The organism is Microbacterium sp. Beta, assembly GCF_005502545.1.
Taxonomy (GTDB): domain Bacteria; phylum Actinomycetota; class Actinomycetes; order Actinomycetales; family Microbacteriaceae; genus Microbacterium; species Microbacterium oxydans.
This window is the reverse complement of record NZ_SCOG01000013.1, coordinates 68,583-94,318: the sequence shown is the minus strand read 5'-3', so window position 1 is coordinate 94,318 and position 25,736 is coordinate 68,583. Positions and strand designations below refer to the sequence as shown.

Here is a 25,736-nt window from a genome sequence, read left to right as displayed (position 1 = left end):
CGACGCCGGCGTCGGCGAGCACCCGTGTGAAGGGGGTGAGGTCCATCGGATCCTCGGGGAGGACCACGTACACCGCCCCGGCACCGTCGAACAGCGACGGCCAGGTGCTCGCGTCGTCCCAGTCGAACCGCCACGGCGAGCGGCGGGAGGCGCGTCGCACCCGCACATCCGCGGCCTCCAGCAGATCCGCCACCTGCGAGCCCGTCGTTCCGGTGGCTCCGAGTACGACGACCGGGGCCCCTTCCTCTTCATGAAGTGTCATGCCTTCCATGCTCGAAGCCGTCGCCACCGCGGCCCATGGCCTGACGCTTCGCGTGCATGTTCACGGCTCTCGCCCGTCGAACAGGTTGCCCTTGGTCGTCGAGTCTCCGGCGGCAGCGGATTCCTGACCTCTTCTGCACGGTGCTTCTGCACGGTGCTTCTCCACGCCATTCGCTCCACAGCCACCGGGATGACAGCACGCCACGACCGGAATACCGTGACAACCTTGCCCTCCGGAATCAGACTGGAGGCATGCGCTTGGACGATCCGCAGGTATGGACTCTGATCGGCGTTTTCGCAGCAGTGATGCTGGGCGGCATGACGCTGATGACGACGCAGCTCAGCCGGGTGATCCGCGCCGAGGTCGACCGCGTCGAAGGCACGCTCTCGGCGAAGATCGACCGCGTCGAAGGCACGCTCTCGGCCCGGACCGATGGGCTCCATGCCCGGCTCGACCGCATCGAGACCAAGGTCGACGACCTCGACAGGGAACTCACGAACCTCGCGACCCGCTTCTGGCGATCGCAGTGACGTGCAACGACCGATCAGATCGTCACGTCTCCCACCAGGTTGACCTTGATCCCCATGCCGTCGAACATCGCGGCCTTCGCGATCAGGGCCTTGTCCGCGGTCTCGGCGTCGGGCGCGTAGACGAGCTGCGCGTGGTTCGCCTTGTGCCGTGCCATGAACTGGTCGCGCGAGACGCCGTGCAGCACCACGTGGGCGATCGGCCACTCGGGGTTCGTGGCATCCTTCCGCCGCTGGGTCTCCTCCGCCGGCAGCTCGACCACCGACGCCCGGAAGATGTCGGCCTGCAGGATGCCCTCGGCGATGAACACTCGGGAGAGCACGACCTCGCCGGGCTTCGAGACGCCGTTGATCGTGGCGCCGCCCGCGGGGAAGAACACATGACCCTGCCGCCATCCCTCCGCGTGCTGCCAGCCCCCGAGGTGCGATGCCGGCACCGACCCTGAGATCTCGTAGACCCAGACGAACTGTCCGTCGTAGTCCTCGCCCCAGCGGACGTCGTGCAGCGTGTTGTCGGGCACGAGCCCCATCGCGCGCCACACCCGGTCGGTCACGAGCGCGTCCACGGCGACGCCCTCGTCGGCCTCGTTGAAGTGCGGGAAGGCCCGTCCCTCGTGCAGAACGCGAGAGCCGTCGCGCGAGGTCACCGGCGGTCGCTCGGTCGAGTTCAGAATGCCCTCGGCCAGGTCTGAGGCGGGCACCAGGTCCTTCAGCCCCTGCTGGTACTGGATGCCGACCGCGTCGAGTCCGAAATCGTCGGCGATGCGGAGCGCGGCGATGTACATCTTCAGCTGCCACTGCACCTGGTCGCGGGTGAGCTCGGTGACGCCGTCCTCGCCGTAGCGGAACGTCATCCCCGCGTCGATCAGCCAGTCGTAAGCGGCATCGGCCTCGTCTTCCGTGACGTCGAGCATCTCGGCGTACAACGCCGACTGCGAGAGGCGCTCCTTGTAGATGCCGGTCGGGTTGAGCAGCTCGTCGTCGAAGATCGCGTTGTACATGCCCATGCAGCCTTCATCGAACACGCCGATGATCGCCTTCTCGGAGAGCAGCTGTGCCGCGAGCGCTTCGCCGAGCTGCTTCTCCGGGCTGTCCGGCAGTGCGGGCAGCGATCGGACGTGCGAGCTGTCGTGCGTGATGGCGCCGGACTCCGTCCATTCCTTGATGCCGTCGGTGAACCACTCATCGGCGAAGTCGACGGACCAGGTGGTCGCGTAGGGCTTGCCCATCTTGGTCAGACCCGCGTTCAGCCCGAGAAGGCCGACGAGGCCCGGCCAATCGCCGGCGAAGTTCGCGACCGTGAGGATCGGCCCCTCGTGGGATCGCAGTCCGGCGAGCACATGGTGCGAGTACTGCCAGTTGGCGATCGCGACGATGAGCGGCGCGTCGACGGGGATGCGCGTGAACACCTCGAGGCCCATGCGCTGGCTCGAGATGAATCCGTGCCCGGTCTCGGGGTCGACGCCGAAGGGCCGGACGACCTCCCACCCGAGGGCGTTCAGCACTCCGGTGACGCCGGTCTCCAGCTCGACCTGGGTGGGCCACCCCGCCACGTTCGCCGACTCACGAAGGTCTCCGGACGTGATGAGATACGCGGTCTTCGGAGCGGTCGTCGGGCGGGATGCCGTCGTCGGCAGGGTGTAGGTGGTCATGATGCCTCCGGGGTTGGGGTCGGGGTGAGCCGGGAACGATGCGTATCCCCGGCTCGGAGTCGGATGTCGCGGCCGACGGTCCGGCCGCGCAGCCGCAGGTCTGCGACATCGAGCGTGCCGCCGTCGAGATGGATGGCCAGCTCATGCTCGTCGATCTCGACACGCCCCCAGCCGGTTCCCGTGGTGAACAGGCTGCGGAGATCACCGCCGGTCGCCGGAGCGAAGGAGAGCTCGCCGCTTGGGGCTTCCCACTGCACACCGCTCGCTCCGAGCAGAAGCGCCCACGACGCGAGCGATCGTGCGTAGTGGTTGCCGCATTCGATCTCGTTCCACGGACTGCGGTGACGCCCGTCATACCGCCCGCGCAACGAACGCTCGACGAGGATCGCGTCATCGACGCGGCCGGCATAGAGAAGCGAGGCCGCGACCTGATGCTCGACTCCCGTCCACACCTCGTCGGAGTAGACGAAGGGGATCGCCGGGCGTCCACCGTGCGGCCAGGATGCGAGCAGGAGCCCACCTTCGTCGTTCAGGGCGTAGACGCGCTGCGTGCTCTCGTGCGCAGACAGGTCGTCACGGTGATTGTGCGCCACGATCGCGGCAAGCGCCGAATCGACTCGTTCCGGGGGAAGAATGTGCCCGAGGCCGTTCACGAATGCGTGGAACTGCCCGAGGAGCTGATCCGACAGCACGCCATCGCCGTACTGGTACCGGTGCGCGTCGGCATCGCCGATCACCTGGCGGTAGTACTCACCGTTCCACAGCGTCTCGTCCATCGCCGCGGCGACATGGTCCGCTCGAGCCGACCATGCCTCCGCCCGCCGGTCCTCACCGAGATGGGCAGCCATGCGCGCACCCGCCCGGAGCGCCGCGAGGTACACGCCGTTCGCGAGGGGCTCTGCCCCGTGGAACTCGATGTCGTAGGTGTTGTGCATCTCCCCGTCGAGGAGCCCGTCTCCGTCGCGATCCCATTCCCTGATCGCGTAGTCCAGGGTGCGAGCCGCTGCGGGCCACAGTTCACGCAGGAAGTCGTCGTCTCCGCTGAAGCGCCATTCCCGGTGCAGGCGGAGCAGAGTGCCGAGCTGTCCGTCGACGGCCGGACCCATGAACCAGGAGGGACCTCCGAAGACGCGGTTGCCGCGGAACTTCTGCGCCCCGGACTCGTCCGTCTCGAGCAGATACTCCACCCGCCGAGCACTTCTTTCGAGCGAGGGGAAGAGCCAGGCGAGGGTCTGCGCATACGACCACACGTGGGTACAGGTTCCCTCGCACGAGCCGCCGTGATCGAAAGATCCCTCCCACGCCGCGAACACCGGTCCATCGCCCAGCTCGGAGTTCGGGGATTCGATGACGAAGCCGGTCGTGGAACGGGCGGCCGCGATGTTCGCTCCGATCGCATCGATCAGCACCGGATCGAGACTCCCGCCGTACAGCGCCTCGACGAACGCATCCGTCGTCTCCTCGAGCTCTGCGAGGTGCGCGTGCACGTGGGCAGCGGCGGCCCAGGCATCCGGCCACAGCGTCGCGTAGTGGTTCCGCACGATCTCGTCGAGGTTCGGGTCGGCGAACACGATATGCCCGTTCCACCCACGACGACGATTCGGGAAGCTCCACGACAGCACGAACTCGAAGTCGCGGCTCTCACCGGGAGCGAGGACGTGCACGATGCCGAGCGAGCCGGTGCGCAGACGGGGAAGCTTCGCCAGCATCTCCGCTTCGGTCAGCGGCGCGGCGTCCGGGTCGGCATCGGGTTCGGCGAAGAGCCCTCTGGGCCGATCCTCCAGCGTGAGCCTCGGCTCCGCCGCGAGCAGCCCGTCGTCAGTCAGATCGTTCCAGAACAGCCGTGCACCGTCGGGCCAGTAGCTGGTGACCCACTGCGGCTTGGCGGTCGTGGCCGCATCCGTCGTGGTGAGGCTCAGCGTCCCGTAGCCGAAGTCATCCTCGGGCAGATCCACCCCGAAGTCGAGTCCGCGCACCTCGCCGTCGTCGCGCCAGCGCACCGTCTGCGTCGCACGCATCCCCCATGGCGCATCCGGCCCCGGGGTGCCACGCCCCGCCGTGTGCGAGATGCTGCCCACGACCGTGACCGCCACCGGGACCGACCCAGGGTTCGTCACGCGGTAACGCAGCACCGCTGCCGGGATGCCGGACTCGTCCGCGTCGAGAGGCACCAGGGGTGTGAAGGCGTGCAGCGAGACGTCGACCGGCAGGACGGCGTCGCTGAAGTCGACGTCGACCACCGGGTACTCGCCGTGCAGCGTCGCGGCATCGAGTCGCGGGAGGCCCGCGAGCTGGTCGAACGCGTAGCCCGCGTCTGCATCGTGACGCCCGCCGAGCCGCGCTTCGAGCACTCGGGTGACCGCGTCGCCGCCCTCCGGAGCCGCGTGGATCGCGAAGAAGGAGTGCGGGTTGCGACGCCCCTTGTCCGGAAGGTTCTCGAGCTCCCAGTCGCGCAGCTCTCCCCTGGCACCGATCGACACATTGCCCGTCCCGATGCCTCCCAGCGGGAACGCCGTCGCCTGCGACGTGTGCGGGATACCGCGGGCGCGCCGTTCGCGGGTCATGCGGATGCTCCGCGCTGCGTGTCTGCGAGTTCGTGCACGACGTCCTTCGAATCCGCGTAGAGGCGCACGTATCTGTCGAACAGGTCGTCGTAGGCCGGGCGCAGCGCCTCATCAGGCCGGATCGTCTCCGCGACGGGGTTCCAGTCCGTGATCACCGGCGTCTCGTCAGGCGCGGCGATCGCGGTCGCGGCGAGGAAGGCCGCACCGTAACTCGCGCCGATCGTCGTCTGCGGCACCTCCTGCACGAGACCTGTCACATCGGAGACCACCTGCAGCCAGAGCCGCCCCTGGGTGCCCCCGCCCACCGCGACGATCCGACGAATGTCGGCACCCGCCGCGCGCATGGTCTCCACGTTGTGGCGCACGCCGAGCGCCGTGGCCTCGAGAGCGGCACGATAGAGATCGCCTCGCGTGTGCTCGAGCGTGAGTCCGGCGATCACGCCCCGGGCATCAGGGTCTTGGATCGGGGTACGCTCCCCGGCGAAGTACGGCAGCACGAGCAATCCCCTCGCACCGGGTGGAGAGAGCTCCGCCTCTGCCAGCAGCTCGGGGTAATCCGCCCCGGTCAGATCCTTCAACCAGGCGGTCAGCGCGCCGGACGTGGAGAGCCCGCCCGCGAGGTTGCGTGTGCCGGCGAACGCTCCCGCAGTGGTCCACATCGACGGGGTGCGCAGAGTCTCCGCCCCCGTCGCGACCAGGAACATCGTCGTCCCGTACATGAGCATGAGGTCGCCGACCTCGTGCGCGCCGACGCTGACCGCCTCCGTCCAGGCGTCGATGCTGCCCGTGATCACGGGTGTTCCCGCCGGGATGCCGGTTGCCGCTGCCGCGGCGGCGGTGACCTCTCCTGCCAAGTCGCCCGCCCAGAGCAGTGCGGGCTGCTCGATGCCGCCCGCGTACAGCTCCCACCACGGCCCGTACCAGCTCTCGGCCTCGATGTCGTAGAACGGCGAGACCTGACTCGCGGACTGGTGGTCGAGCACATACGCCCCGGTGAGGTTCCTGGTCAGCCACGACGCCGGCATGAAGAGGCGTCGCGCACGCGCCAGGGCCTCCGGCTCCTCATCCCCGATCCAGGCGATCTTGGGGCCACCTGCCTGCGAGGTGAGCGTCGATCCGCCGACGCGCGTGATCTCCTCGATGCCGAGGTCGGCCGTCATCCGATCGATCTGCGCCGTCGAGCGTGTGTCGACGCCATAGAGGATGGCGGGACGCACCGGGCGGTCATCCTCGTCGGCGAGGAGGATGCACGGCCCCATCCCGCTCACACCGACTCCGACCACCTCGGCATCGGGCACCGTCTCAAGCAGCTCGCGAGAGATCGAGACGAACTCGTCCCACCACACGTCGCCGTCCATCTCGACCCAGCCGGTGTGGGGGCGGCGGACCTCGTGCGCACGGCTCGCCGACGCGATGATCGTGCCGTCGACCCCCACCAGCACGCCTTTGCTGCTGGACGTGCCGATGTCCACCCCGAGGGTGCAGCGCATGGTGTCCTCCTTGAAACCGGGCACAGAATCTGAAACCTGTGGCCACTTTATGCGAAATCGATTTCACATCGCAAGAAGATCCGACCTTTCCTGCACGATCTGCGGGGAGCGCGCGCTCTCCACTCTTCACGGGCTCGAGCCCGAGCCGCACTGGAATACCGTGACAATCTGAGGACTCCCCCGCAGGATGGAGCCATGCAGATGAACGAACCCCAGGTCTGGACTCTGATCGGCGTGTTCGCTGCCTTCATGCTGGGGGCGCTCACCGTCCTCATCCGCCAGAACGACAAGATGACATCGTCCCTCCGGCGCGAGCTGGGATACCGGTTCGAGACGATGGAGACGAAGCTCCAGGCAATGGAGACGAAGTTCGAGGCGATGGACGCGAGGGTCGACACCCGATTCGACGCTCTGGAGGCGACGTTCGACGCGCGACTGGGCTCTGTCGATCGACGACTCGAAGAGCTCGACAAAGAGGTCGCCCACCTGGCGACCCGCTTCTGGGGCTCCCGCTAGACCCGCTGGCTGGCGGGTTGGATCTCGTTGCGCAGCACCACGGTGCGCGAGGGCTGCCGGTCGCCCTTGATGCGCTCGAGCAGCATCCGCGCCGCCGTCACACCCATGTGGCGCGCCGGCAGGCGAACGACGGTGACGGCGGTGGGAGACAGCGTCGTGAAGGGCAGTGACCCGATCACGGCGACACCGACCTGCGGCGGAGTGAGCCCGTGCTCGGTGAGCACCTGGATGGCGCCGACGCCGATGAGGTTGTTCCCGGCGACCACGGCATCGGGCGGCTCGGGAAGCGCGAGGAGCTCCTCCATAGCGGCACGGCCCCCCTCCACGCGGAACGTCGCGAATCGTGCGAGCTCGTCGAGGTCGAGGTCGGGCTGAGCCGCAGCGAGCACGGAGCGCCATCCTGCGGCTCGCTCCGCCGCGGTATCGATGTGCTCGGGCCCGCCGATATAGGCGATGCGACGATAGCCCGCGTCGATCAGATCCTGCGTCGCGGACGTGCCCGCTGCACGGTTCGCCATCACGACACCGTCGATGTCGTACGTGGTGCTGCGGTCGACCGCCACGACGGGACGCCCCGTCGCGAGGATGCCCTCGAGGTTGGACCGCTCGTCGGCGGTCGCGATGATGATCCCCGACATGTGCTCGGAGATCGCGATACGGAGGTATGTCGCCTCCTTCTCCATCTGCGCGTCGGAGTTGCACAGGACGACCGAGTAGCCCGCCTCGGAGGCGACGTCTTCGACCCCTCGCGCCATCTCCGTGAAGTAGGGGTTCTCGATGTCCGGGATCACGAGCGCGATGACCTCGGAGCTCTGGCGTCGGAGTGTACGAGCCGTGCGATTCGGCGTGAAGTTCAGCCGGGCCGCGGCGTCGCGCACGGCGGCCACCTTCTCCTCGGACACGCTCGTGCCGTTGAACACACGCGAGACGGTCGCCGGGGAGACACCCGCGAGTTCCGCGACGTCATAGATCGTGGCCATGCACCCTCACTGCCTGCCCGGACGCGCCGGACGTGAAAGCAACAGTATCGCGCACACCTCGATTCTCTGGCGTTCTCATCTGAAATCGATTACATTGGCGCCCATGACTTCCTCTGCTTCTGATCTGGTATCCCTCGCAGCGCTGCGACCGGTGCAGACCCGATCGATCTCCCCCGAGAACTTCGACGGATCCGCTGGGGGCGGTGGCCGCGCGACCGAGGGCACGGGCGCGATGAACGCTCGTGACCTCGGTCCCGGTTGGAAGATCTCGCCCAGCATGGACATAAAGGCCGGCGAGACGCTCGAGCTCGCGAACATCACCGGTGCGGGCAAGATCACCCACCTCTGGATCACGACCCATACCGACAACTGGCGCACCCTGCTGCTGCGCGCATATTGGGACGGCGCCGACGAACCCGCCGTCGAGGTGCCGTACGGCGACTTCTTCTGCAACGCCTGGGGAGTCTTCGCGCAGGTGAACTCGCAGACGATCGCTGCGAACCCGCACGGCGGATTCAACTCCTACTGGCCGATGCCGTTCAAGGACGGCGCCAGACTGACCCTCGAGAACACCTCCGTCGTCGACGTGCGTGTCTACTACCAGGTGACCTACGAGGTCGGAGGCGACCACTCGAACGACGCGTACTTCCACGCGCAGTGGCGTCGATCGAACCCGCTGGCCGATCTCACCCCGCACGTGATTCTGGAGGGCGTCGAAGGGCAGGGTCAGTACGTCGGCACGTACATCGCCTGGGGCGTGAACTCCAACGGATGGTGGGGCGAAGGCGAGATCAAGTTCTACCTCGACGACGACACCGACTATCCGACGATCTGCGGCACGGGGACAGAGGACTACTTCGGCGGTGCCTGGAACTTCGACATCCCCGGCCAGGGCTACACGGAGTTCTCGACTCCCTATCTGGGCATGCCCCAGGTGATCCGTCCCGACGGGCTGTACGTGTCGCAGCAGCGCTTCGGCATGTACCGCTGGCACCTGCTCGACCCGATCCATTTCGCGACCGGTATCCCGAAGGTCGACATCCAGGCGCTCGGATGGCGCAGCGGTTGGCGGTACCTACCGCTGCGCGACGACATCGCCTCCACAGCACTGTTCTACCTCGACCGCCCGACCGCGCGGCGCCCGAAGACGCCGACGGCCGACGACCTGGAGGTGCACCTAGGCACAGCCCCGGTGCCGGACATCGGCGCCACTCCGCCCCGCGAGCCTCAGGACTGAGCGCGGCGGCTCTCAGGCGAGCCAGGCAGGGGCACGACCGCGAAGCAGGGCGCCGTCGATGGAGAAACGGCCGGCTCCCGTGAGCGCCAGCGCGAGCGCGGCGACACCGAGGACCGCGACGAACTCGTAGCCCCCGTCCCCAACCCACAGCCCGGCGGGGAGGTGCACGAGGAGAAGCGCCACCGCCATGTCGATGGTGAGCAGGATGCCGACCGGCCTCGTGAGGAATCCGATGATCAGAAGAATGCCGCCGACGAGCTCGAGGAACGCCACCAGCGGGGCGGCGATCTCGGCGAACGGCACTCCCATGCCGGCGAAGCTGCCGATGGTCCCGGGCAGCGTGAACTCGAAGATCTTCTGCGCGCCGTGGGCGGCGAAGATCGCGCCGACGACGACCCGGAGGGCCAGGAGGCCGGTCGAGGCGGCGGCAGAGGGGGCTTTGGTGTTCGTCATGAGGAGTTCTTCCTTCGTGGCAGGACACCCGCGCGCCAGGCGCGGAGCAGGGTCGTTCCCTGCTCCCCAAGCTAGGAAGCGTTGCTTTCGGTCTCCTGGACGCGCCCGCCTACACCAGCCCCTGCACGCGGAACTGCTCCGAGTGGTACACGCTGTTGTTGCCCGTGTTCCATTGGCTCACGCTGAGGTGCAGGTCCGACAGGGTCGACCCGGGGATGATGTAGCCGCCGTAGAGCTGCGCGACGTGCGAGGCATCTTCCGTGTTCCACTCGGTGCCGGTGAGGAGAGTGGTCTTCGTGGCCGTGTAGAGGTTGTCGGTCGGCGTGTTCAGGACCATCGCGTCGATCCGATACGCGCCGGAGTTGAACCAGGTGAGAATCCACTTCCCGCCGAGCGGTCGCAGGCACATCTCACCGAACTTGCCGCCGAGCACCTCGGTGACGGGCTTGCCCCACCCCCATGAACCGTTCGCGAAGCCCCACGGTTGATAGGCCGAGAGCGTCGTCATGTTGTTCGACGGCACCCGGTACAGCACGATGCCCTTGTCGCGCTGGAAGCCCGTGCCGTAGATGTACACGTAGCCGTCGTTGCCCTCGCCCCACGTGATGCACTGGAACTTGCCGCCCGCCATATCCGCGGGGAACTGCAGCCCCGTGTGCTGCCAGGACGCGCCGTTGTCGTCCGACTTCCAGAGTTCCGTCCAGCGCACGGCTCCGAACTGAGGGCCATTGACGATCGCGTGCAGATACATTCGCGATCCGACGGTGATCACATCGGAGGGGATCACTGTCGTGAAGTAGGCGTCGTGCGGGTAATACCAGAGCTGCGGAGCGACGCCCTGCGTGTTCGCTCCGGCACCCGCGCTCCCGTTGAACGTGACCCCCGCGGCGAGGTTCGTCGTCGAGGAGTAGAGAGCGACGGGGGAACGCCAGTTCGCGCCGCCGACACCATCGGCCCACGTGTCGCCGAACATGAAGAGCATCCGACCATCCGGTGTGCGAGCGGGGATCCCGAGATCCGTGGCCCCGATGCCGTACTGCACGGGGCTCTGCGTGCCGGCGAGCACCTTGACCCTCGTCACGGACAGTCCGGCGGCGGCCGCGGGAGCGGGCCGGCCGGTCGCAGCCAGGAACGCCGCTCCCGCTACCACCGCTCCCTGCAGGACGCCCCTGCGGCTGAGCCATGACTCCTGGTTCTGCTCGATCTCCATCGATCTCTCCTCTCGCTGCCGCCGGGTGGCGGGTGCCGGTGGTGCTGCAGAGTGCTGCTATTTCAGGCCTGCCATCTTGATATTGCCGATGATCTGACGCTGGAAGATGAGGAACAGGATGATCACCGGCGCTGCGGCGAGCACGGACCCGGCCATCAAGAGGCCGAGCTCGGTGCTGCGCTCGGAGCGGAACGTCGCCAGATACTGCTGGAGCACGAACCGCTCCGGCGAGGTGATCGTCAGGATCGGCCAGACGTACGAATTCCAGTACGCGAGGAACGCGGTGATCCCCATCACGACGAACGGCGGCTTCGACAACGGCAGGAAGATGCGTACGAAGATGCCGAAACGACCGCAGCCGTCGAGCATCGCGGCCTCTTCCAAGCTCTTGGGGATGTTCAGGTAGAACTGCCGGATGAAGAACACCATGCCGGCGCTCGCAAGCCCGGGGATCACCAGCACGGCCAGCGTGTCGAGCATGGAGAGGCGGGTGACCACGATGAAGCTCGTGAGCAGGATCGTCATGCCGGGGATGAACATCGTCGTGATCACGATCGCCCAGATCGTCTTCTTGAACCGGAAGTCGAGGCGTGCGAAGGCGTAGGCGGCGAGCGAGTTCACGGCGAGACTGCCCACGGTGAACAGCACGGCACCGAAGAACGTCCACAACAGAGTGCGCAGGAACGTCGGATCGGCCAGGATCTGCGCGTAGTTCTGCCAGAGCCACACCTCGGGGAAGAACTGGAAGGGGGTCTCCACGACCTCGGTCTTCGACTTGAAGCCGGCGATCACCATCCAGGCGAGCGGAAACAGCGACGCGATGACGAACAGCGCACCCAGGATCACCTTGCCGATGACGACGAGCCAGCCTCCGGCGCTGCGCGGCGGCCTGGTCGAGCGAGGTTCTCTGCCGGCGAGCACGATGCGCGTGGTCTCCTGCATGACGGCCATCAGTCCACCAGCCTCTCGGAGTTGACGAACTTGAAGACGAGGGCAGAGATCGTACCCAGCACCACGAACAGCAACAGCGCCGCGGCGATCGAGTAGCCGACGTTCACATCGTTGCGGAAGTGGTTGAAGATGAACAGGTTCGGCAGGGTCGTGGAATCCAGCGGACCGCCCTGGGTCATGACGAGGGGCAGTTCGAACTGCTGGATCGCGGCGACGAAACCGGTGATGAGCAGGTACAGCACCACGTTCTTCATCTGCGGGATGGTGATGTACGCGGTCTTCTGGCCCCAGTTGGCCCCCTCCATCGCCGCCGCCTCGTAGTACTCCGCCGGGATGTCGACCATCGCGGCGACCATGATCAGCGAGGTCAGTCCCATGCCCAGCCAGATCGCTGGGACCGCGATGGCGAGGAGCGCCCACTTGGGATCACCTATCCAGGCGATCGGCTCGATGCCGAAGGTACCGAGGAAAGCGTTGAGGAGTCCGCCGGAGTAGTTGTAGATCAGCACGAAGATGATCGACGCGATCACGGCGGAGATGATCGTCGGGATGTAGATGCTGACCTTCAGGAGGCTGGCCGCCCGTCGAGACACGGTCACGACGAGGCTTGCGAAGAGGAACGCCAGCACGAGCATGATCGGCACGGTGAGGAGCACGAAGGCGAAGCCGCGACCGATGGTCGCGAGGAACAGCGGATCCTTGAGCACGTTGGCGTAGTTGCGGATGCCGACGAACTCCGGGTCCTTGTAGAAGCTCCAGTCCTGGAATGACAGGTATCCGGCGTAGATGGCCGGCCAGATCACGAAGATCCCCAGCAGCACCACCAGCGGCAACAGGAACCAGTACGCGGTCCTGTTGTCGCGATAGCGGTAACGGTTCTGCCGCTGCCGGATCGCCCGGCGTTCCTGCACAGCCTGATTGGCCATATCCACCTCGTCGTGATCTCGTGTCCTTCACTGTTCGGGGGCCGGGGCCGACCCCCGAACAGTGAGCGACGTCAGTTCTTTGGTGCCTTGTCGGACAGCCCGTCGCGGTCGATGACGGTCTGGATCGCCGCATTCGCGGTCTTGATCGCGTCATCCACCGAGGCGGAGCCCTTCATCACGGATTCCATCGCCGTGCCGACGGCGAGATTGACATCCCAGGGGTAGGTGGAACCGGGGATGGCGTCCGGCGCGATGTCGTCGACGATGATGCTCGACCACGGAGCGTCAGCGGCCTCTTCGCTCGCCGCGACGGCATCCTGCACGGACTGACGCACCGGCACCTTGGTGAACTGTGTGTCGACGAAGAATGGGACGAGGTTCTGCGGCTCGCCGCCGATCGCCCAGGCGAGGAATTCGCCGGCGGCTTCGGGGGCCTTGCTCTTCGCGTCGACAACCCAGGTGAAGTTGCCCATCGTGGTGGCTGTGCGGCCGTCCGCATCCGACGAACTCGGGAAGGCACCGACGCCGGTCTTGCTGAGCAGGTCGGTGTAGTCCGAGCCGATCTCGGACATCATCCACGAACCGGACACCTTGAAGGCGACCTTCTGCTGACCGAAGTCCTCGCCTGCGACGTATGCCGCGAGAGGCTGCTTGGGCATGTATCCCTTGTCCCACAGCTGCTGGTACTGCTCCATCAGGCTCCGGTAGCCCTCGTTGTCGATGTCAGGGGCGGTCCAGTCGTCGGTGAGCGCCAGGTGTCCGGCGAAGTTGTACTGCTGTCCCACGGTCGACCACGCCATTGTCACCGCATCCTGCGCCGGCGAGATGCAGTACTGCCCGTCGGAGAGCGTCGGCTGGATTTTCGCGCAGGCGGCGAGGAGATCGTCCCATGTCGCCGGGGCGCTCCCTGAATCGACACCGGCAGCGTCCAACATGTCCTTGTTCCAGAACAGCACGGTCTGAGGCTCGAGCAGCAGTGGATAGGCATAGTGCGTGCCGTCGATCTCGGAGATCGATTTCGCGTTGTCGAGGATCTCGTCGAGGGCGTCCTTCGGGACGATGGAGTCGAGTTCGTGCACCGATCCGGCGTTCACGAGGTCGTAGAGGTTGGCGGAGCTGGTGTAGACGTCCGGGGCCTTGCCGGCGGCCTGGGCCGCCTTCATCTTCTGGTCCCACGCGTCGGCGGGCACCTCGGTATCGACGACCTTGATCTTGTCCTGCGAGGCGTTGAACTTCTTCACGATGTCGGCGTACCACTCGTTCTCCACAGGCGTGAACGTCCGGTGCCAGAACTGCACCGTGGTGACGCCGTCCTCTCCGCCGCCGTCGCCGGCAGACTCCCCCGGCGTGCCGGAACCGCACGCGGCCAGCATGACGCCGACCGTGAGCGCGCCCAGAGCGGCGATCGCGGCCCTGCGCGTACGAGTTGTGATTCTCATGGGTTCCTCCTCAGGAACGGACTCCTCATCGAGTCGCTGCGGTGATCTCGGCTGCCGCCGACGGGCCCCGGTCGCATCCCTGGATCGTCGGTGATCGGGTATGCGCCAGAGTAGGCGAAATCGATTTCATACGCAAGGCGTGATCCGTGCGTCGATCACTCTGCGCGCTCCAGGTCTGCGGAGAACCAGAAGACGTTGTACGGATCCCAGAGCGACAGCGTGAAGTAGATCCGACGTCCGCCGTCGCTCACGTATCGCGGATTCAGATACGGCGAGTACAACCCGGGATGGTCCTCGCGGGGAACGAGTTCGATCGCCTCGCCCCACGGGCCCCACGGCGTGACGCCCTCACGGATGTATGCCGAACCGGCATCCGAATAGGTCATGATCCAGCGGTCCAGATACGTCGACCACATCACCGAGAGCTCGCCGACCGTGCCTTCCAGAATCGTCTCGGCGTCGCGCAGGTCGTCGCTCCACTGCGGCGTCCCTCCTTCGAGACCTGCGAAGTACGAGTACTCCGACTGGTCTTCGACGGCTTCCTCGATGGCCGGGACGCGCATCAGCTGAACACCACCGAATCGGCCGGACGGAATCGACCAGAAATAGATCCAGTCCGCGTCGCCGTCCCTCACCTCGGCCGTCGCGAACTGCACGAAGTTCGAGTCACCCGGCCACTCCACGCCTTCGACAGGGCGCCATGTAGATCCGTGATCCCGCGAGACGACGAGGGCGGCGTAGTTGGAATCCCAGGCTCCAGGACTGCCCCAGAAACGCACCGACATGTACGAGACGTAGATCGCGTCTCCGACAGCGAAGCCGTAGGTCGGAATCTTCGTGACCTCGCCACCGGCGCCGTTCGCGTCGTGATCGCCTTCGATGAGGGGCGCGGCGAGGCCGACCTCATCCTCCAGCCACCCCTCGAACTCGATGCCGTCCGACGGGTCGTCGTCGGTTGTCCACGCAGCCACGTTCGAGCGCCAGAACCCGCCCTGCCCACCGATCGACCCGGGCTCGCGTTCGCCGAACGTGTCGCCGAAGAAGAAGAAGGTCTTGTCACCGACGTTCACCATCGATCCGAGGTCGGTGCCCGCGACCGAGACCGACTCCGTGTCGTTCATGGCGCCCGGCCCCGTGAGCTGCGCGATCTCGGTGAGGCCGGACACCCCATCGAGCACGAACGGTTTGTCAGGATCGGGATCGACGATCACACCGCCCTCTCCACTGCACCCGACAACAGCGACGGCCAGAACGAGGGATACCGCCGCGGCCACTCGGCGGAAGACGACAGGAAGGAAGGCGACAGGGCGGGACATGATCCTCCTCGATCGACGTGATGCCTCGAATCTAGCGAAATCGATTTCAACACACTAGGGTCATCGACATGCTCGACTTCGCAACACCCCACTGGCTTCGGCCCTCTGGTGACGGCGCATCCGAGCCCCGGTGGGGGCCTGTCGGCGGGCTCCAGGTCGGAATCCCGCCGACACCGGGGCCGCGCGGGCTCCTGCGCGTCTTCACCCCCTACCTCGACCACCCCCACGAGCGGCTGGTGAACTTCATCGCCGTGGAGCCGGTCCCGGAGGGCGCGACAGAACGGGGATTCTCAGAGATGGAGCCGAGCACGCTGGATCCCGGCAAGCAGGGCAAGAGGTTTTGGTCGGCGGACGATTCTGCAGGTGCGAACTCCATGCCGTCGACGGCCCCGGCCCGTGGACGGATCGGTACCGTCGAGGGCGTGGAGACGCTCACCGTCTGGATCGGCGTCGAACGCTTCGCCAACGGTGCGGATGTGAGTGTGAGGGTACGGTTCTTCGCCGACCGGCCGCACGAGGTGGAGGTCGCGGGGTTCACGAGGGCGACATCTGTGCCGCTCTCTCACCTGATCCTCACCGCGACGATGGGCAATTGGGCACGACTGCGGCTGCTGCACCTGGCGGACCGCGTGGTGTCGCCTGCCGAGCTGTGGCCGGAGTTCTCGGGCACCGCGTTCACCGCTCACGGCCGCTTTCCGCTCGCCGACCTGACCCGCGACGGGGAATCGGCGATGGTGAGCGCCACCGGCGACGAGGAGGAGCCCTGGTCCGTCGAGTACTCCGCTGATACCGCAGAACACTGGCGCTTCCTCGGTCGTCGAGCCGTGCAGACCTGGCGCGTGGATGACCCGCACCCGGCGCTCGAGGCAGTGGTCAACGCCCGCTGGTCCTATTGGGCGAGTTCTTCGCCGATCCCCGGGGGTCCCGCGTACGAGAACTTCGAGATCGTCGAACCGTTCCGCAATGGTGCGGCGTTCCGGTTCTCCGTGGAGCCGCTCTGATCGAGGCGCTGCCTCCAGGCGCTGCCTCTAGGCGCTGCCTCTAGGCGCTGCCTCTAGGCGCTGCCTCTAGGCGCTGCCTCGCGGGTCCCAGAGCACGACCTCGGTCGAGCGGCGCAGACGGCGACCGGTCGGCATGGGCACGACACCTGCGGAACCTGCGGCGAACACGCGCACCCCGGGGCGATTCTCCCGCTCGGTGCGCAGGGCGGCTTCGAGCACGGCGATCCGGTTGCGCAGCGCCCTGTTCTCGTCTTCGAGGTCGAGCAGACGAGCGATCGCGGGAAGGCTCACCCCTTCGGAGGAGAGCTGTGCGACCTCGCGCAGCTGCTCGATGTTGCGAGACGAATAGCGGCGCGAGCCGCCCGAGGTGCGGCCGGGGACGACGAGGCCGATGCGGTCGTACTGCCGCAGCGTCTGAGGGTGAAGGCCGGAGAGCTCGGCGGCGGCCGCGATCGCGAACACCGGGGTGTCGGCGTTCATCATCGATTCCCCTCTCCTCTCCTACCCGTGTCTCTTGTCGTACGCGCGGACTCAGGCAGAGGCGCCGGAACAGGCGCGTTCTTCACAGAACGGCCTGATCCGGCGCGAACGCCTGTCCCGGCGATGTGATCCCGACGGCTGCTCATCGCCGGGCCTTCGCCATCAACTCGGCTCGCGGGTTCTCGTCGGGCTCGAGCTCCTGGAACTTCTCCAGCGCCGCGCGTGCGGCCTCGTCGAGGTGCGTCGGCACCGCGACCTGGAGCTCGGCGAGCAGATCGCCCGTGCCCTTCGACGTCGCGACTCCGCGACCCTTGACCCGCAGCACCCGCCCTGAGGGGGTGCCCGGTGCGACGCGGAGCTTGACCACGTCGCCGCCGAGGGTCGGGACTTCGATGGTCGCCCCCAGGGTCGCCTCCGTGAAGGTCACGGGCACGACGACGCGCAGGTTGAGACCGTCGCGCGTGAAGACAGGGTGCGGGCGCACCGTGATCTGCACCACGATGTCACCGCTCTCCCCACCATCGGGCGAGGGCCGGCCGCGGCCGCGCAGACGGATCTTCTGACCGTCGGCGACACCGGCGGGGATCTTCACCTTGAACGGCTTGCCGTCTTCGCCCTGCAGCGAGATGGTCTCGCCCTGCACGGCGGTGACGAAGTCGAGCGTGGTGCGCGCGGTCACGTCAGCACCGCGCTGCGGGCCGCCGAAGCCGCGGTAGCCGCCGCTCGGCTGGCCGAAGCGCCCGCCGCCGAAGCTCGCACCCTGGCCCTGGTTGAACATCGCGAAGATGTCCTCGAAGTCCGCCGTCTGCCCTCGGCCCTGCTGGCCGAAACGGCTGAACACGTCTTCGAAGCCGCCTGCGCCCTGGCCGCCCGCCGTGAAGCGGGCACCGGAGCCCATGGCGCGGATCTCGTCGTACTCCTTGCGCTGTTCCGCATCGGAGAGCACAGAGTAGGCCTCGCTGATCTCCTTGAACTTCGCCTCGGCCTTGGCATCACCCTGATTGGAGTCCGGGTGATACTTGCGCGCGAGCTTGCGGTACGTCTTCTTCAGTTCCGCATCACTGACGTCCTTGGACACCCCGAGGGTCTTGTAGAAGTCCTTGTCGAACCAATCCTGGCTGGCCATCGATCACCTACCCTTCCGGGACGGCGACGACGACCTTCGCAGGGCGCAGCTCGACATCACCGAGACGGTAGCCCACCTCGACGACCTCGAGGATCGTGGTCTTCTCGGCGCCGGGCGTCGGCTGCTGGAAGATCGCCTCGTGACGCTGCGGGTCGAATTCCTCGCCCTTCTCGCCGTAAGCGACCACTCCGAGACGCTCCACGACCGTGCGCACCTTCTCGGCGATCACGGCGAAGGGCGTGCCCTCGACCAGATCACCGTGCTGGGCCGCGCGATCGAGGTCGTCGAGCACGGGGACCAGGCCCTTGGCGGCCTCGCCCTTCGCCCGCTCGATCTCGACCTGCCGCTGCTCTTCGGTGCGGCGACGGTAGTTGGCGTACTCGGCCTGCAGACGCTTGAGGTCGTTCAGCAGAGTGGACTCGAGGTCGGCGAGCACGGCGTCTTCCGCCGCGGCTTCGCCGGTCTGGGTCGCGCCGAGGATGTCGTCGACCGTCAGGTCGTCGGGAGCGCCGTCTGCCGGGGTCTCGTCCGAGCCCTCGGCGGCCTGCGCATCGCGGGAGTCCTGGTGGTGCGGCGCGGGGCCGGATGCCTGAGCATCCGACCCCTCGCTGCGACCTTCGGCGGACTCAGGATTCTGGTTCTCGTCGAAGTTCTTGTCGGTCATGGTTACTTCTTCTCGTCCTCGTCGTCGACGACCTCGGCGTCGATGACGTCCTCGTCGGAGGAGGGAGCGTCACCGGCCGGGGCCTCGCCGTCAGCCGAAGCGCCGGCAGCGGCATCCGCCTGCGAGGAGGCGTAGATGGCCTCGCCGAGCTTGGACTGCGACTGGTTGAGCTTGTCGAACGCGGTCTTCACAGCGTCGTCATCCTCACCGGCCAGAGCCGTCTTGAGCGCGTCGACGTCGGCCTTGACCTCGGTCTTCACGTCTTCGGGCAGCTTGTCGTCGTTCTCGGTGATCAGTTTGTCGATCGAGTACGCGAGCGTCTCGGCCTGGTTGCGGACCTCGGCGGCCTCGCGACGCGCCTTGTCCTCGGCCGCGTGCTCCTCGGCCTCGCGCACCATGCGCTCGATGTCCTCCTTCGACAGCGACGAGCCGCCGGAGATGACGATCGACTTCTCGGTGCCGGTGCCCTTGTCCTTGGCGGACACGTGCACGATGCCGTTGGCGTCGATGTCGAAGGTGACCTCGATCTGCGGGATGCCACGGGGAGCCGGGGCAATACCCGTCAGCTCGAACGTGCCGAGCGGCTTGTTGTCACGCGTGAAGTCACGCTCGCCCTGGAAGACCTGGATCGCGACGGACGGCTGGTTGTCGTCTGCCGTGGTGAAGGTCTCGCTGCGCTTGGTCGGGATGGCCGTGTTGCGCTCGATGAGCTTGGTCATCATGCCGCCCTTGGTCTCGATGCCGAGGCTCAGCGGGGTGACGTCGATGAGCAGGACGTCCTTGCGCTCGCCCTTGAGGACACCGGCCTGGAGGGCGGCACCGACCGCGACGACCTCGTCCGGGTTGACACCCTTGTTGGCGTCCTTGCCTGTCTCGCGCTTGACGAGCTCGGCGACCGCGGGCATACGCGTCGATCCACCGACGAGCACGATGTGGTCGATCTCGGACACCTTGATGCCGGCTTCGCGGATGACGTCCTCGAACGGCTTCTTGGTGCGGTCGAGCAGGTCCTTCGTGAGGTCCTCGAACTTCGCGCGGGTGATGGTCTCGGACAGCGACACGGGGCCGGAGTCGGTCAGCGACAGGTACGGCAGGTTGATGCTGGTCGACGTCGAGGAGGACAGCTCCTTCTTCGCCTGCTCCGCAGCTTCCTTGAGACGCTGCAGGGCGATCTTGTCACCCGAGACGTCGACGCCCGTGGTCTCCTTGAACTGCTTGATCAGGTAGTCGACCAGGCGCTGGTCCCAGTCGTCTCCACCGAGGCGGTTGTCACCGGCGGTGGCGCGCACCTGGATCGTGGAGAAGTCGTCGTCCTTGCCCACCTCGAGCAGCGAGACGTCGAACGTTCCACCACCCAGGTCGAAGACCAGGATGAGCTCGTCTTCCTTGCCCTTGTCGAGGCCGTACGCCAGAGCGGCAGCGGTCGGCTCGTTGATGATGCGCAGGACGTTGAGGCCCGCGATCTCGCCGGCTTCCTTGGTGGCCTGACGCTCGGCGTCGTTGAAGTACGCGGGGACCGTGATGACCGCGTCGGTCACCGTGTCGCCCAGGTACGCCTCGGCGTCGCGCTTCAGCTTCATCAGGATGCGCGCGGAGATCTCCTGCGGCGTCCACTTCTTGCCATCGACGTCGAAGGTCCAGTCGGTGCCCATGTGGCGCTTGACGGAAGCGATCGTCCGGTCGACGTTGGTGACGGCCTGGCGCTTCGCGGTCTCACCGACGAGCACCTCCCCGTCCTTGGTGAAGGCCACGACCGAAGGGGTCGTGCGGAAGCCCTCTGCGTTGGCGATGACCTTGGGCTCGCCACCCTCGAGGACGCTGACGACGGAGTTGGTGGTTCCGAGGTCGATACCGACAGCACGTGCCATGTGTTCTCTCCTTTGTTGGAAGTTCTCTTCGTGGGAAGTTCTCTGTGTCTCAGAAATCTGCGGCGATCAGGAAAACCTGAGTCGCGATGACTCAAGTGTACGTCGGTGTCGACGAGGAGTCAAATGAACTTGATATGAACTGGCTCAACTTTGAGAAACGGGTCAGAACGGGGCCACCGCGAGGTCTTCAGTGAAGGTGACGGTGTTCTGCAGGGGTGGCCGGTCGACGTAGACCCTGCCGGTCGGACTCGTCCAGGCGTAGACACCGGCACCCAGAGCTTCGACCATCCACGGAGAGTGGTGTTTGAGCATGTGATGGCGCCGGCAGAGGTGGCCGAGGTTCGATTCGCGAGTGGCTCCCCCGAGAGCGGCGTCGTGATGATGATCGATGTCGCAATCAGTGGAGGCATATCCGCAGGCGGGGAATCGGCAGCGCTGATCCCTCGCTCTCAGATGTCGCTTCAGATCAGACCCCGGACGATAGCGGTCGACTGCGAGAAGCGCGCCGGTGATCGGGTGGGTCAGCACTCGATCCCATCCGGAGGCCGCTCCGGCGAGCGCGCGAGCGGTCTCGAGGTCGATGGGAGTGCAGCCGTTCAACTCGGCCGACGCCCCGCCGCCTCTGATCAGGGTGGTGACGGGAACGGTGATCGACACCGCTCCACGGACACCCGAGAGGAGCCCCTCGGGAGCGTCGTGCCCGATCGGAGCACCCGCGAGAAGCAGGTCGAGGGCGAGGTCGGCACGGAGCTGAGCGACGGTGCGCGGATCAGAGGTGCACGGATCGGAGGTGCACGGATCGGCGGTGGGCGGATCGGTGGTGGCAGCGGCCGATTCCAGACCCGGAGGTTCATCCGCTCCCTGCACGATCTTGGCCATCTGCGTCAGCCGGTCGAAGACGCCGTGGACGAGCGTCGACGGCCCGAGCAGGCCCAGCTGCGACATCCCGTCGCCGACGTCTTTCACCCACACGGATCTCTTCTCCCGTGCGTCGAGGTGCCGGTCCTCGATCGACCGCGCCTGGAATCGTTCAGCCACCCGCCGAGCCATTCGGCCCACCCGCCCCGGAGACTCCGACTCGGCGAAGGCGATCACCTGCGTCGCATAGGCATCACGAGTCACCCCCTCATCGAGGTGCTCCCCGGCTTCGCAGATGACCCGGGCGTGCGCCGCACTGATGCGACCGGCGCCCTGCGCCTCCCAGACCAGCGGGAAGCGCTCCACGATCCATGCCGCGTCTGCCATCCGGCGCTGCACCGTCCGATCACTCACCCGCAGGGCGGCGGCGAACTCGGCAGCCACCGTGCGCGCCGACATGTCGCCGTGATCGGGATGCTCCGCCTGGTCGGCGACCTCGAGAGCGATCCGTGACCCCAACGCCAGGATGCCGTCGCGCGCGGCCTGCAGACTGCTGATCGTGCGCTCGACCTCGACGAGCATCTCGGTGAGCGCGGCGAGCGCGCCCACCTGCTCGATAGTCGCGTCAGTCAGTGCCGTCATACCTGCAGTGAATCAGGGGCCACCGACATTCGAAGCCCCAGATCAAAGCTGAAAAACGATATATCGGAATGTGGTCGTCACAGCACCCGAGAGCACCCCGGAAAGCCGCTCAGTCACCGCCGAGCGCGCCGGCCCACACCGCTCGATGCTCTCGCACGTACCGCAGCGCGTTCGCCCAGTGGTCGCCGTGCCCGTCCACGTACATCGAGGCCCACGGCTCGTCGCCGACGGCGTGAGACCGTTCGAGCAGCGCGAGCATCGCCGCCGTCCGGTCCTCCATGCCGCGAGGCAGATCACGGCGCATGACATCGTCCGCCCGGTATCCATCGACCAGCGCAGCGAGATCCCGAGATGCATCCACCGGGTCTCGTTCGACATCCGACAGGGCGAACGCCTGTGCCGCGTAGGCGAGGTCCCAGAGCCGGGTGCTCGGAGCGGCGGCATCCCAGTCGATGAACACCCAGCGGTCGCCGACGACGAGGTTCCATGGCGCCAGATCGTTGTGGCAGACGAGCTCGGCACCGGGCGCGACGATCGCCGTCTCCCAGACCGCGTCCGCCTGCGGCGTGTAGCGGGTACTGGCGTCGTGGATCCCGCGGATCATCGAGCCGACGCGCCTCAGCTCGGCCATCGTCAGCCGCTCACCGTCCATGGCCAGGGTTCCCGGCACGAACTCCACGACGTGCCGGCCCCGTTCGTCGCGGCCACGCGGTTCCGGCGCATCGACCCCCGCCACCCGCATCGCCGCGACGAAATGATCGACGCTCGGAGTGGCCGCCGTCCACGCCTTGCGCACCGTGTCGCCGATGCGCACCACGGCCCCGCTCGCGTTCCCTCCGGCCAGCACCTCTTCGTCCACGCGTCGACGTTAGCGCGCCGATGCCCCCGCCGTCCCACCGCGATACTTGACCCCGAGAGTCATTTGACCCTCACACTCATTTGACCCTCACACAGTGGCAGGCGGGAGAACTGAGGCATGTTGTCCATCGGAGCGTTCGCGCAGATCGGCCAGGTGACCCACCGGATGCTCCGGCATTGGGACGCCGCCGGCCTGCTCATGCCCGCCCACGTGGACGAGTTCAGCGGCTATCGCTCCTACGATCCGTCACAGCTGGAACGGCTGCACCGGATCGTCGCCCTGCGCCAGCTGGGGTTCGGGCTCGATGACATCTCCGCGATCCTCGACCGTGGCGTCGATGCCGAGCGCATCGCCGCTCTGCTGCGGATCCGTCGCACCGAGGTCGAGCAGGAGCACCGCGTCGCCGCAGAGAGACTCGTCGACGTGGAAAGGCGCCTCCACCTCATCGAGAGAGAGAATCACATGTCCCAGATCGAGATCATCGACAAGCCGCTCCCCGCCGTCCGCCTGGCCGCGATCCGCACCATCGTGGCCGACCAGCCCGCCGTCGCAGGTGTCGTCGGTCCCGCGTTCGACACTGTGGCGGACATCATCGGCGACGACCACTCCCTGGCGACCCCGATCGCGCAGTACGAGACCCTCGACGACGCCCTGCAGGTCATCGCCGGATACATCTATGCCGGGCCCGCACGGGAAGGTCTCGAGATCATCGAGCTGCCTCCGGCCGACGAGGCCGTGTGCGGCATCCACCTCGGCTCGATGGAGCACATCGCCGAGAGCTGGCACGCGATCCACACCGAGATCGTGGCCCGCGGCCTCACGCACGACGGCCCCTGCCGCGAGCTCTACGTGCGCGCCGTCTCCGACGACCAGTCGGACTGGGTCACGGAACTGCAGCAGCCCGTGCGGCGGGGCTGAGGCACACGGCGCCGCGGGCGTCGAACCGTGGCAGGATGAGAGTAAGGCGAGCCTTACCGGCCGCCCCGGCGGTGTCGCCCGGCAGACGCCGCGGCATGGATCCGTCCCTTTCTCGGAAGGACCGTGCGGATGAGATCTGCGGCGATGGGTGGGAGCGAGAGCACCGATTACGACGTGCTCATCGTGGGCGGCGGGCCGGCCGGTCTGTCCGCCGCCCTCAACCTCGGCCGCGCGCTCATGCGCGTGCTGGTGATCGACGCCGATCGTCCACGCAATGCTGCGACCCTGCGGTCGCACGGCTTCCTCACCCGCGACGGCATCCCGCCGCAGGAGCTGCGCCGGCTCGCGAGGGAGGAGCTCTCGGCCTATCCGGATGTCGAGGTGCGACGGCGCACCCGCGTCACCTCGCTTCGCCCGAGCGACGGCGGGTTCGCGGCCGAGATCGGGCGCCGCGAGGCGGAGACGACGGTGACGGCACGCGCCGTGCTGCTCGCCACCGGCCTGCGCGAGACGCTCCCCGAGGTGCCGAACCTCCGTGGCTACTACGGCATGAGTCTGTTCAGTTGCGCCGCCTGCGATGCCTGGGAGCTCCGGAGTCGTCGCCTCGCCCTCATCGGTGAGGCACCGGACATCGCCGAACGTGCCCGCCTCATCGGTCGCCTGACCGAGAACCTCACGGTGTTCACCCACGGCGCGGATGTGGTCACGGCGGAGGAGGAGGTCGAACTCGCCGCCGCCGGGATCGCGCTACGCCGGGAACCCATCGTCGAGCTCGTCGGCGACCGAGGTCAGATCGAGAGCATCCGCCTGGCTGACGGCACGACGGTCGCCATCGACGGCGGATTCGTACGCCCCGAATGGCACAGCACGCTGTCGTTCCTCGAGGGGATCGCACCGGCGACGGATGACGCCGGGCATCTGCGCATCGATCGTTCAGGGCGCACGGACGTACCCGGACTTTACGCTGCAGGCGACGCGGCGGCTCCCGGACCGCAGCAGCTGATCGTCGCAGCAGGTGCGGGCGCTCGGGTCGCGGCGGTCATGGTGCACGACTCGATCGGCGTGGCCACCGCGCACTGAACGATCATCGGCGTGAGAGCGCAACGGGACCGGACTAGGCTGACCGGCATGACGCGCGCCTTCTCGATCTCCCTGCGCCTGACCGCCGCGGCCGTCGCCACCCTGGCCGTCCTGTCCCTCAGCGGATGTCTGTACGCGCAGATCCCGACGGGCTCGCCCTCCGACGCTCCCTCCGCGGGCACGGAAACCGACGCACCGGCCGACGGCCCCTCCGGTTCGACCCTGACCTTCGCGGAAGGGCTCGATCTCACGAGCGACACCTACATCGAGTGGGGCGACGGTCTCGTCGTCGACGACGGGTGGAAGATCGTCGCGCCGGACGACGGCAACGGCGGGTGGACCTACGGCACGGTCGACGGCACCTGCACGGCACGGTTCTGGCAGGGTCACACGACCGACGTGGCCGTGGTCCCCGGTGACGACAGCGCGTCGTCCGACGCGATCCTCGGCGTGCTGCTGCAGATGCCGACGGCAGACATCACGCCGCTCGCCACCACCGGTGAGTTCAGCTACATGGCGGGAGGGAACGGCGGAGTCGAGACGCGTCAGGTCGTCGGAGTGGACGGCAGCCGCACCTGGCTGATGGCCGCACGCGCCTTCACCCAGACCGGGGTGGGACTCTCCGTGATCGTGGACTGCACCGCCGGGGACGCCGAAGCGACCATGGCGAAGATCAACGAGGAGAACGCGGTCGTGGTCACGCCCTGAACGGCGGAG

23 protein-coding genes and 1 pseudogene are annotated in these 25,736 nt (G+C 67.1%); 7 read left to right on the top strand and 17 right to left on the bottom strand.

The genetic code is table 11. The features are described 5' to 3' along the window. Positions 1-262, bottom strand: a pseudogene (locus tag FFS56_RS13510) (hypothetical protein); the annotation flags it as partial. Positions 263-513: 251 nt separating this feature from the next. Between FFS56_RS13510 and FFS56_RS13505 the strand changes: the two are divergent. Then, positions 514-792, top strand: coding sequence for a hypothetical protein (locus FFS56_RS13505; RefSeq protein WP_127012762.1), 279 nt, complete (start codon positions 514-516; stop codon positions 790-792). Between the two features lie 14 nt (positions 793-806). Here FFS56_RS13505 and FFS56_RS13500 read toward each other — a convergent pair whose 3' ends face one another. The 3 genes from FFS56_RS13500 to FFS56_RS13490 are packed head-to-tail and all read right to left on the bottom strand — an operon-like array spanning position 807 to position 6,495. Next, complete coding sequence (locus tag FFS56_RS13500; RefSeq protein ID WP_046748711.1) at positions 807-2,441, bottom strand: fucose isomerase; 1,635 nt, start codon at positions 2,439-2,441, stop codon at positions 807-809. Further along, entirely contained in the window at positions 2,438-5,005 is a 2,568-nt protein-coding gene (locus tag FFS56_RS13495) for a GH116 family glycosyl-hydrolase (protein ID WP_137772112.1), read from the bottom strand. Before FFS56_RS13495 ends, FFS56_RS13500 begins: the two co-directional genes overlap by 4 nt. After that, positions 5,002-6,495, bottom strand: coding sequence for an FGGY family carbohydrate kinase (locus tag FFS56_RS13490; protein WP_046748709.1), 1,494 nt, complete (start codon positions 6,493-6,495; stop codon positions 5,002-5,004). The genes FFS56_RS13495 and FFS56_RS13490 overlap by 4 nt, the downstream gene beginning before the upstream one ends. Positions 6,496-6,696: 201 nt before the next feature. On the opposite strand from FFS56_RS13490, the gene FFS56_RS13485 reads away from it, so the two are divergent. After that, complete coding sequence (locus FFS56_RS13485) at positions 6,697-7,011, top strand: hypothetical protein (RefSeq protein WP_151485309.1); 315 nt, start codon at positions 6,697-6,699, stop codon at positions 7,009-7,011. Here the strand turns inward: FFS56_RS13485 and FFS56_RS13480 are convergent. Next, positions 7,008-7,991: a LacI family DNA-binding transcriptional regulator gene (locus FFS56_RS13480; RefSeq protein ID WP_046748707.1), complete on the bottom strand. Its 984-nt coding sequence runs from the start codon at positions 7,989-7,991 to the stop codon at positions 7,008-7,010. The genes FFS56_RS13485 and FFS56_RS13480 overlap by 4 nt on opposite strands. A 103-nt stretch (positions 7,992-8,094) precedes the next feature. Between FFS56_RS13480 and FFS56_RS13475 the strand changes: the two genes are divergently transcribed. Continuing rightward, positions 8,095-9,228 carry a glycoside hydrolase family 172 protein gene (locus tag FFS56_RS13475; protein ID WP_127012764.1) on the top strand — a complete coding sequence of 378 codons (1,134 nt, stop codon included), beginning with the start codon at positions 8,095-8,097 and terminating at the stop codon, positions 9,226-9,228. A 12-nt stretch (positions 9,229-9,240) separates the two neighbouring features. On the opposite strand, the gene FFS56_RS13470 is transcribed toward FFS56_RS13475, so the two are convergent. The 6 genes from FFS56_RS13470 to FFS56_RS13445 all read right to left on the bottom strand — a co-directional run bounded on the left by FFS56_RS13470 (position 9,241) and on the right by FFS56_RS13445 (position 15,523). Beyond that, positions 9,241-9,681, bottom strand: coding sequence for a DoxX family protein (locus FFS56_RS13470; RefSeq protein ID WP_127012765.1), 441 nt, complete (start codon positions 9,679-9,681; stop codon positions 9,241-9,243). Positions 9,682-9,790: 109 nt separating this feature from the next. Continuing rightward, positions 9,791-10,891: a DUF4185 domain-containing protein gene (locus tag FFS56_RS13465; protein WP_052748778.1), complete on the bottom strand. Its 1,101-nt coding sequence runs from the start codon at positions 10,889-10,891 to the stop codon at positions 9,791-9,793. A 57-nt stretch (positions 10,892-10,948) separates the two neighbouring features. Beyond that, complete coding sequence (locus FFS56_RS13460; RefSeq protein WP_046748704.1) at positions 10,949-11,842, bottom strand: carbohydrate ABC transporter permease; 894 nt, start codon at positions 11,840-11,842, stop codon at positions 10,949-10,951. After that, positions 11,842-12,768, bottom strand: a complete 927-nt coding sequence (locus FFS56_RS13455) for a sugar ABC transporter permease (protein ID WP_046748703.1) — start codon at positions 12,766-12,768, stop codon at positions 11,842-11,844. Before FFS56_RS13455 ends, FFS56_RS13460 begins: the two co-directional genes overlap by 1 nt. Before the next feature lie 71 nt (positions 12,769-12,839). Continuing rightward, entirely contained in the window at positions 12,840-14,207 is a 1,368-nt protein-coding gene (locus tag FFS56_RS13450) for an extracellular solute-binding protein (RefSeq protein ID WP_046748702.1), read from the bottom strand. A gap of 155 nt (positions 14,208-14,362) precedes the next feature. After that, complete coding sequence (locus FFS56_RS13445) at positions 14,363-15,523, bottom strand: DUF4185 domain-containing protein (protein ID WP_127012766.1); 1,161 nt, start codon at positions 15,521-15,523, stop codon at positions 14,363-14,365. Between the two features lie 68 nt (positions 15,524-15,591). Here FFS56_RS13445 and FFS56_RS13440 point away from each other — a divergent pair, with 68 nt between their 5' ends. After that, positions 15,592-16,524, top strand: coding sequence for a hypothetical protein (locus FFS56_RS13440; RefSeq protein ID WP_233437342.1), 933 nt, complete (start codon positions 15,592-15,594; stop codon positions 16,522-16,524). A gap of 66 nt (positions 16,525-16,590) precedes the next feature. On the opposite strand, the gene FFS56_RS13435 is transcribed toward FFS56_RS13440, so the two are convergent. From FFS56_RS13435 to FFS56_RS13410, 6 genes are all read right to left on the bottom strand, one after another. After that, positions 16,591-17,004, bottom strand: coding sequence for a MerR family transcriptional regulator (locus tag FFS56_RS13435; RefSeq protein WP_046748771.1), 414 nt, complete (start codon positions 17,002-17,004; stop codon positions 16,591-16,593). 142 nt (positions 17,005-17,146) lie between these two features. After that, positions 17,147-18,130, bottom strand: coding sequence for a DnaJ C-terminal domain-containing protein (locus tag FFS56_RS13430; RefSeq protein WP_046748699.1), 984 nt, complete (start codon positions 18,128-18,130; stop codon positions 17,147-17,149). Positions 18,131-18,137: 7 nt separating this feature from the next. Beyond that, positions 18,138-18,794, bottom strand: a complete 657-nt coding sequence (locus FFS56_RS13425; protein WP_046748698.1) for a nucleotide exchange factor GrpE — start codon at positions 18,792-18,794, stop codon at positions 18,138-18,140. A 2-nt stretch (positions 18,795-18,796) separates the two neighbouring features. Further along, positions 18,797-20,662 carry a molecular chaperone DnaK gene (dnaK, locus tag FFS56_RS13420; RefSeq protein ID WP_045263917.1) on the bottom strand — a complete coding sequence of 622 codons (1,866 nt, stop codon included), beginning with the start codon at positions 20,660-20,662 and terminating at the stop codon, positions 18,797-18,799. Between the two features lie 162 nt (positions 20,663-20,824). Then, positions 20,825-22,162: an HNH endonuclease signature motif containing protein gene (locus FFS56_RS13415; RefSeq protein WP_127012767.1), complete on the bottom strand. Its 1,338-nt coding sequence runs from the start codon at positions 22,160-22,162 to the stop codon at positions 20,825-20,827. A gap of 109 nt (positions 22,163-22,271) precedes the next feature. Continuing rightward, complete coding sequence (locus FFS56_RS13410; protein WP_127012768.1) at positions 22,272-23,021, bottom strand: phosphotransferase; 750 nt, start codon at positions 23,019-23,021, stop codon at positions 22,272-22,274. 117 nt (positions 23,022-23,138) lie between these two features. Here FFS56_RS13410 and FFS56_RS13405 point away from each other — a divergent pair, with 117 nt between their 5' ends. The 3 genes from FFS56_RS13405 (at position 23,139) to FFS56_RS20575 (ending at position 25,727) form a co-directional block, all read left to right on the top strand. Beyond that, positions 23,139-23,939, top strand: a complete 801-nt coding sequence (locus FFS56_RS13405) for a MerR family transcriptional regulator (RefSeq protein ID WP_058632336.1) — start codon at positions 23,139-23,141, stop codon at positions 23,937-23,939. A gap of 129 nt (positions 23,940-24,068) precedes the next feature. Then, positions 24,069-25,019: an NAD(P)/FAD-dependent oxidoreductase gene (locus tag FFS56_RS13400; protein WP_058632337.1), complete on the top strand. Its 951-nt coding sequence runs from the start codon at positions 24,069-24,071 to the stop codon at positions 25,017-25,019. Between the two features lie 48 nt (positions 25,020-25,067). Further along, positions 25,068-25,727: a hypothetical protein gene (locus FFS56_RS20575; RefSeq protein ID WP_058632338.1), complete on the top strand. Its 660-nt coding sequence runs from the start codon at positions 25,068-25,070 to the stop codon at positions 25,725-25,727. Positions 25,728-25,736: the final 9 nt, after the last annotated feature.

What these genes read in the sequence shown, in the direction of transcription:
- FFS56_RS13505 (WP_127012762.1), top strand. Translation starts at nt 514, where the DNA reads ATGCGCTTGGACGATCCGCAGGTATGGACTCTGATCGGCGTTTTCGCA.
- FFS56_RS13500 (WP_046748711.1), bottom strand. Translation starts at nt 2,441, where the DNA reads ATGACCACCTACACCCTGCCGACGACGGCATCCCGCCCGACGACCGCT.
- FFS56_RS13495 (WP_137772112.1), bottom strand. Translation starts at nt 5,005, where the DNA reads ATGACCCGCGAACGGCGCGCCCGCGGTATCCCGCACACGTCGCAGGCG.
- FFS56_RS13490 (WP_046748709.1), bottom strand. Translation starts at nt 6,495, where the DNA reads ATGCGCTGCACCCTCGGGGTGGACATCGGCACGTCCAGCAGCAAAGGC.
- FFS56_RS13485 (WP_151485309.1), top strand. Translation starts at nt 6,697, where the DNA reads ATGAACGAACCCCAGGTCTGGACTCTGATCGGCGTGTTCGCTGCCTTC.
- FFS56_RS13480 (WP_046748707.1), bottom strand. Translation starts at nt 7,991, where the DNA reads ATGGCCACGATCTATGACGTCGCGGAACTCGCGGGTGTCTCCCCGGCG.
- FFS56_RS13475 (WP_127012764.1), top strand. Translation starts at nt 8,095, where the DNA reads ATGACTTCCTCTGCTTCTGATCTGGTATCCCTCGCAGCGCTGCGACCG.
- FFS56_RS13470 (WP_127012765.1), bottom strand. Translation starts at nt 9,681, where the DNA reads ATGACGAACACCAAAGCCCCCTCTGCCGCCGCCTCGACCGGCCTCCTG.
- FFS56_RS13465 (WP_052748778.1), bottom strand. Translation starts at nt 10,891, where the DNA reads ATGGAGATCGAGCAGAACCAGGAGTCATGGCTCAGCCGCAGGGGCGTC.
- FFS56_RS13460 (WP_046748704.1), bottom strand. Translation starts at nt 11,842, where the DNA reads ATGGCCGTCATGCAGGAGACCACGCGCATCGTGCTCGCCGGCAGAGAA.
- FFS56_RS13455 (WP_046748703.1), bottom strand. Translation starts at nt 12,768, where the DNA reads ATGGCCAATCAGGCTGTGCAGGAACGCCGGGCGATCCGGCAGCGGCAG.
- FFS56_RS13450 (WP_046748702.1), bottom strand. Translation starts at nt 14,207, where the DNA reads ATGAGAATCACAACTCGTACGCGCAGGGCCGCGATCGCCGCTCTGGGC.
- FFS56_RS13445 (WP_127012766.1), bottom strand. Translation starts at nt 15,523, where the DNA reads ATGTCCCGCCCTGTCGCCTTCCTTCCTGTCGTCTTCCGCCGAGTGGCC.
- FFS56_RS13440 (WP_233437342.1), top strand. Translation starts at nt 15,592, where the DNA reads ATGCTCGACTTCGCAACACCCCACTGGCTTCGGCCCTCTGGTGACGGC.
- FFS56_RS13435 (WP_046748771.1), bottom strand. Translation starts at nt 17,004, where the DNA reads ATGAACGCCGACACCCCGGTGTTCGCGATCGCGGCCGCCGCCGAGCTC.
- FFS56_RS13430 (WP_046748699.1), bottom strand. Translation starts at nt 18,130, where the DNA reads ATGGCCAGCCAGGATTGGTTCGACAAGGACTTCTACAAGACCCTCGGG.
- FFS56_RS13425 (WP_046748698.1), bottom strand. Translation starts at nt 18,794, where the DNA reads ATGACCGACAAGAACTTCGACGAGAACCAGAATCCTGAGTCCGCCGAA.
- dnaK (WP_045263917.1), bottom strand. Translation starts at nt 20,662, where the DNA reads ATGGCACGTGCTGTCGGTATCGACCTCGGAACCACCAACTCCGTCGTC.
- FFS56_RS13415 (WP_127012767.1), bottom strand. Translation starts at nt 22,162, where the DNA reads ATGACGGCACTGACTGACGCGACTATCGAGCAGGTGGGCGCGCTCGCC.
- FFS56_RS13405 (WP_058632336.1), top strand. Translation starts at nt 23,139, where the DNA reads ATGTTGTCCATCGGAGCGTTCGCGCAGATCGGCCAGGTGACCCACCGG.
- FFS56_RS13400 (WP_058632337.1), top strand. Translation starts at nt 24,069, where the DNA reads ATGAGATCTGCGGCGATGGGTGGGAGCGAGAGCACCGATTACGACGTG.
- FFS56_RS20575 (WP_058632338.1), top strand. Translation starts at nt 25,068, where the DNA reads ATGACGCGCGCCTTCTCGATCTCCCTGCGCCTGACCGCCGCGGCCGTC.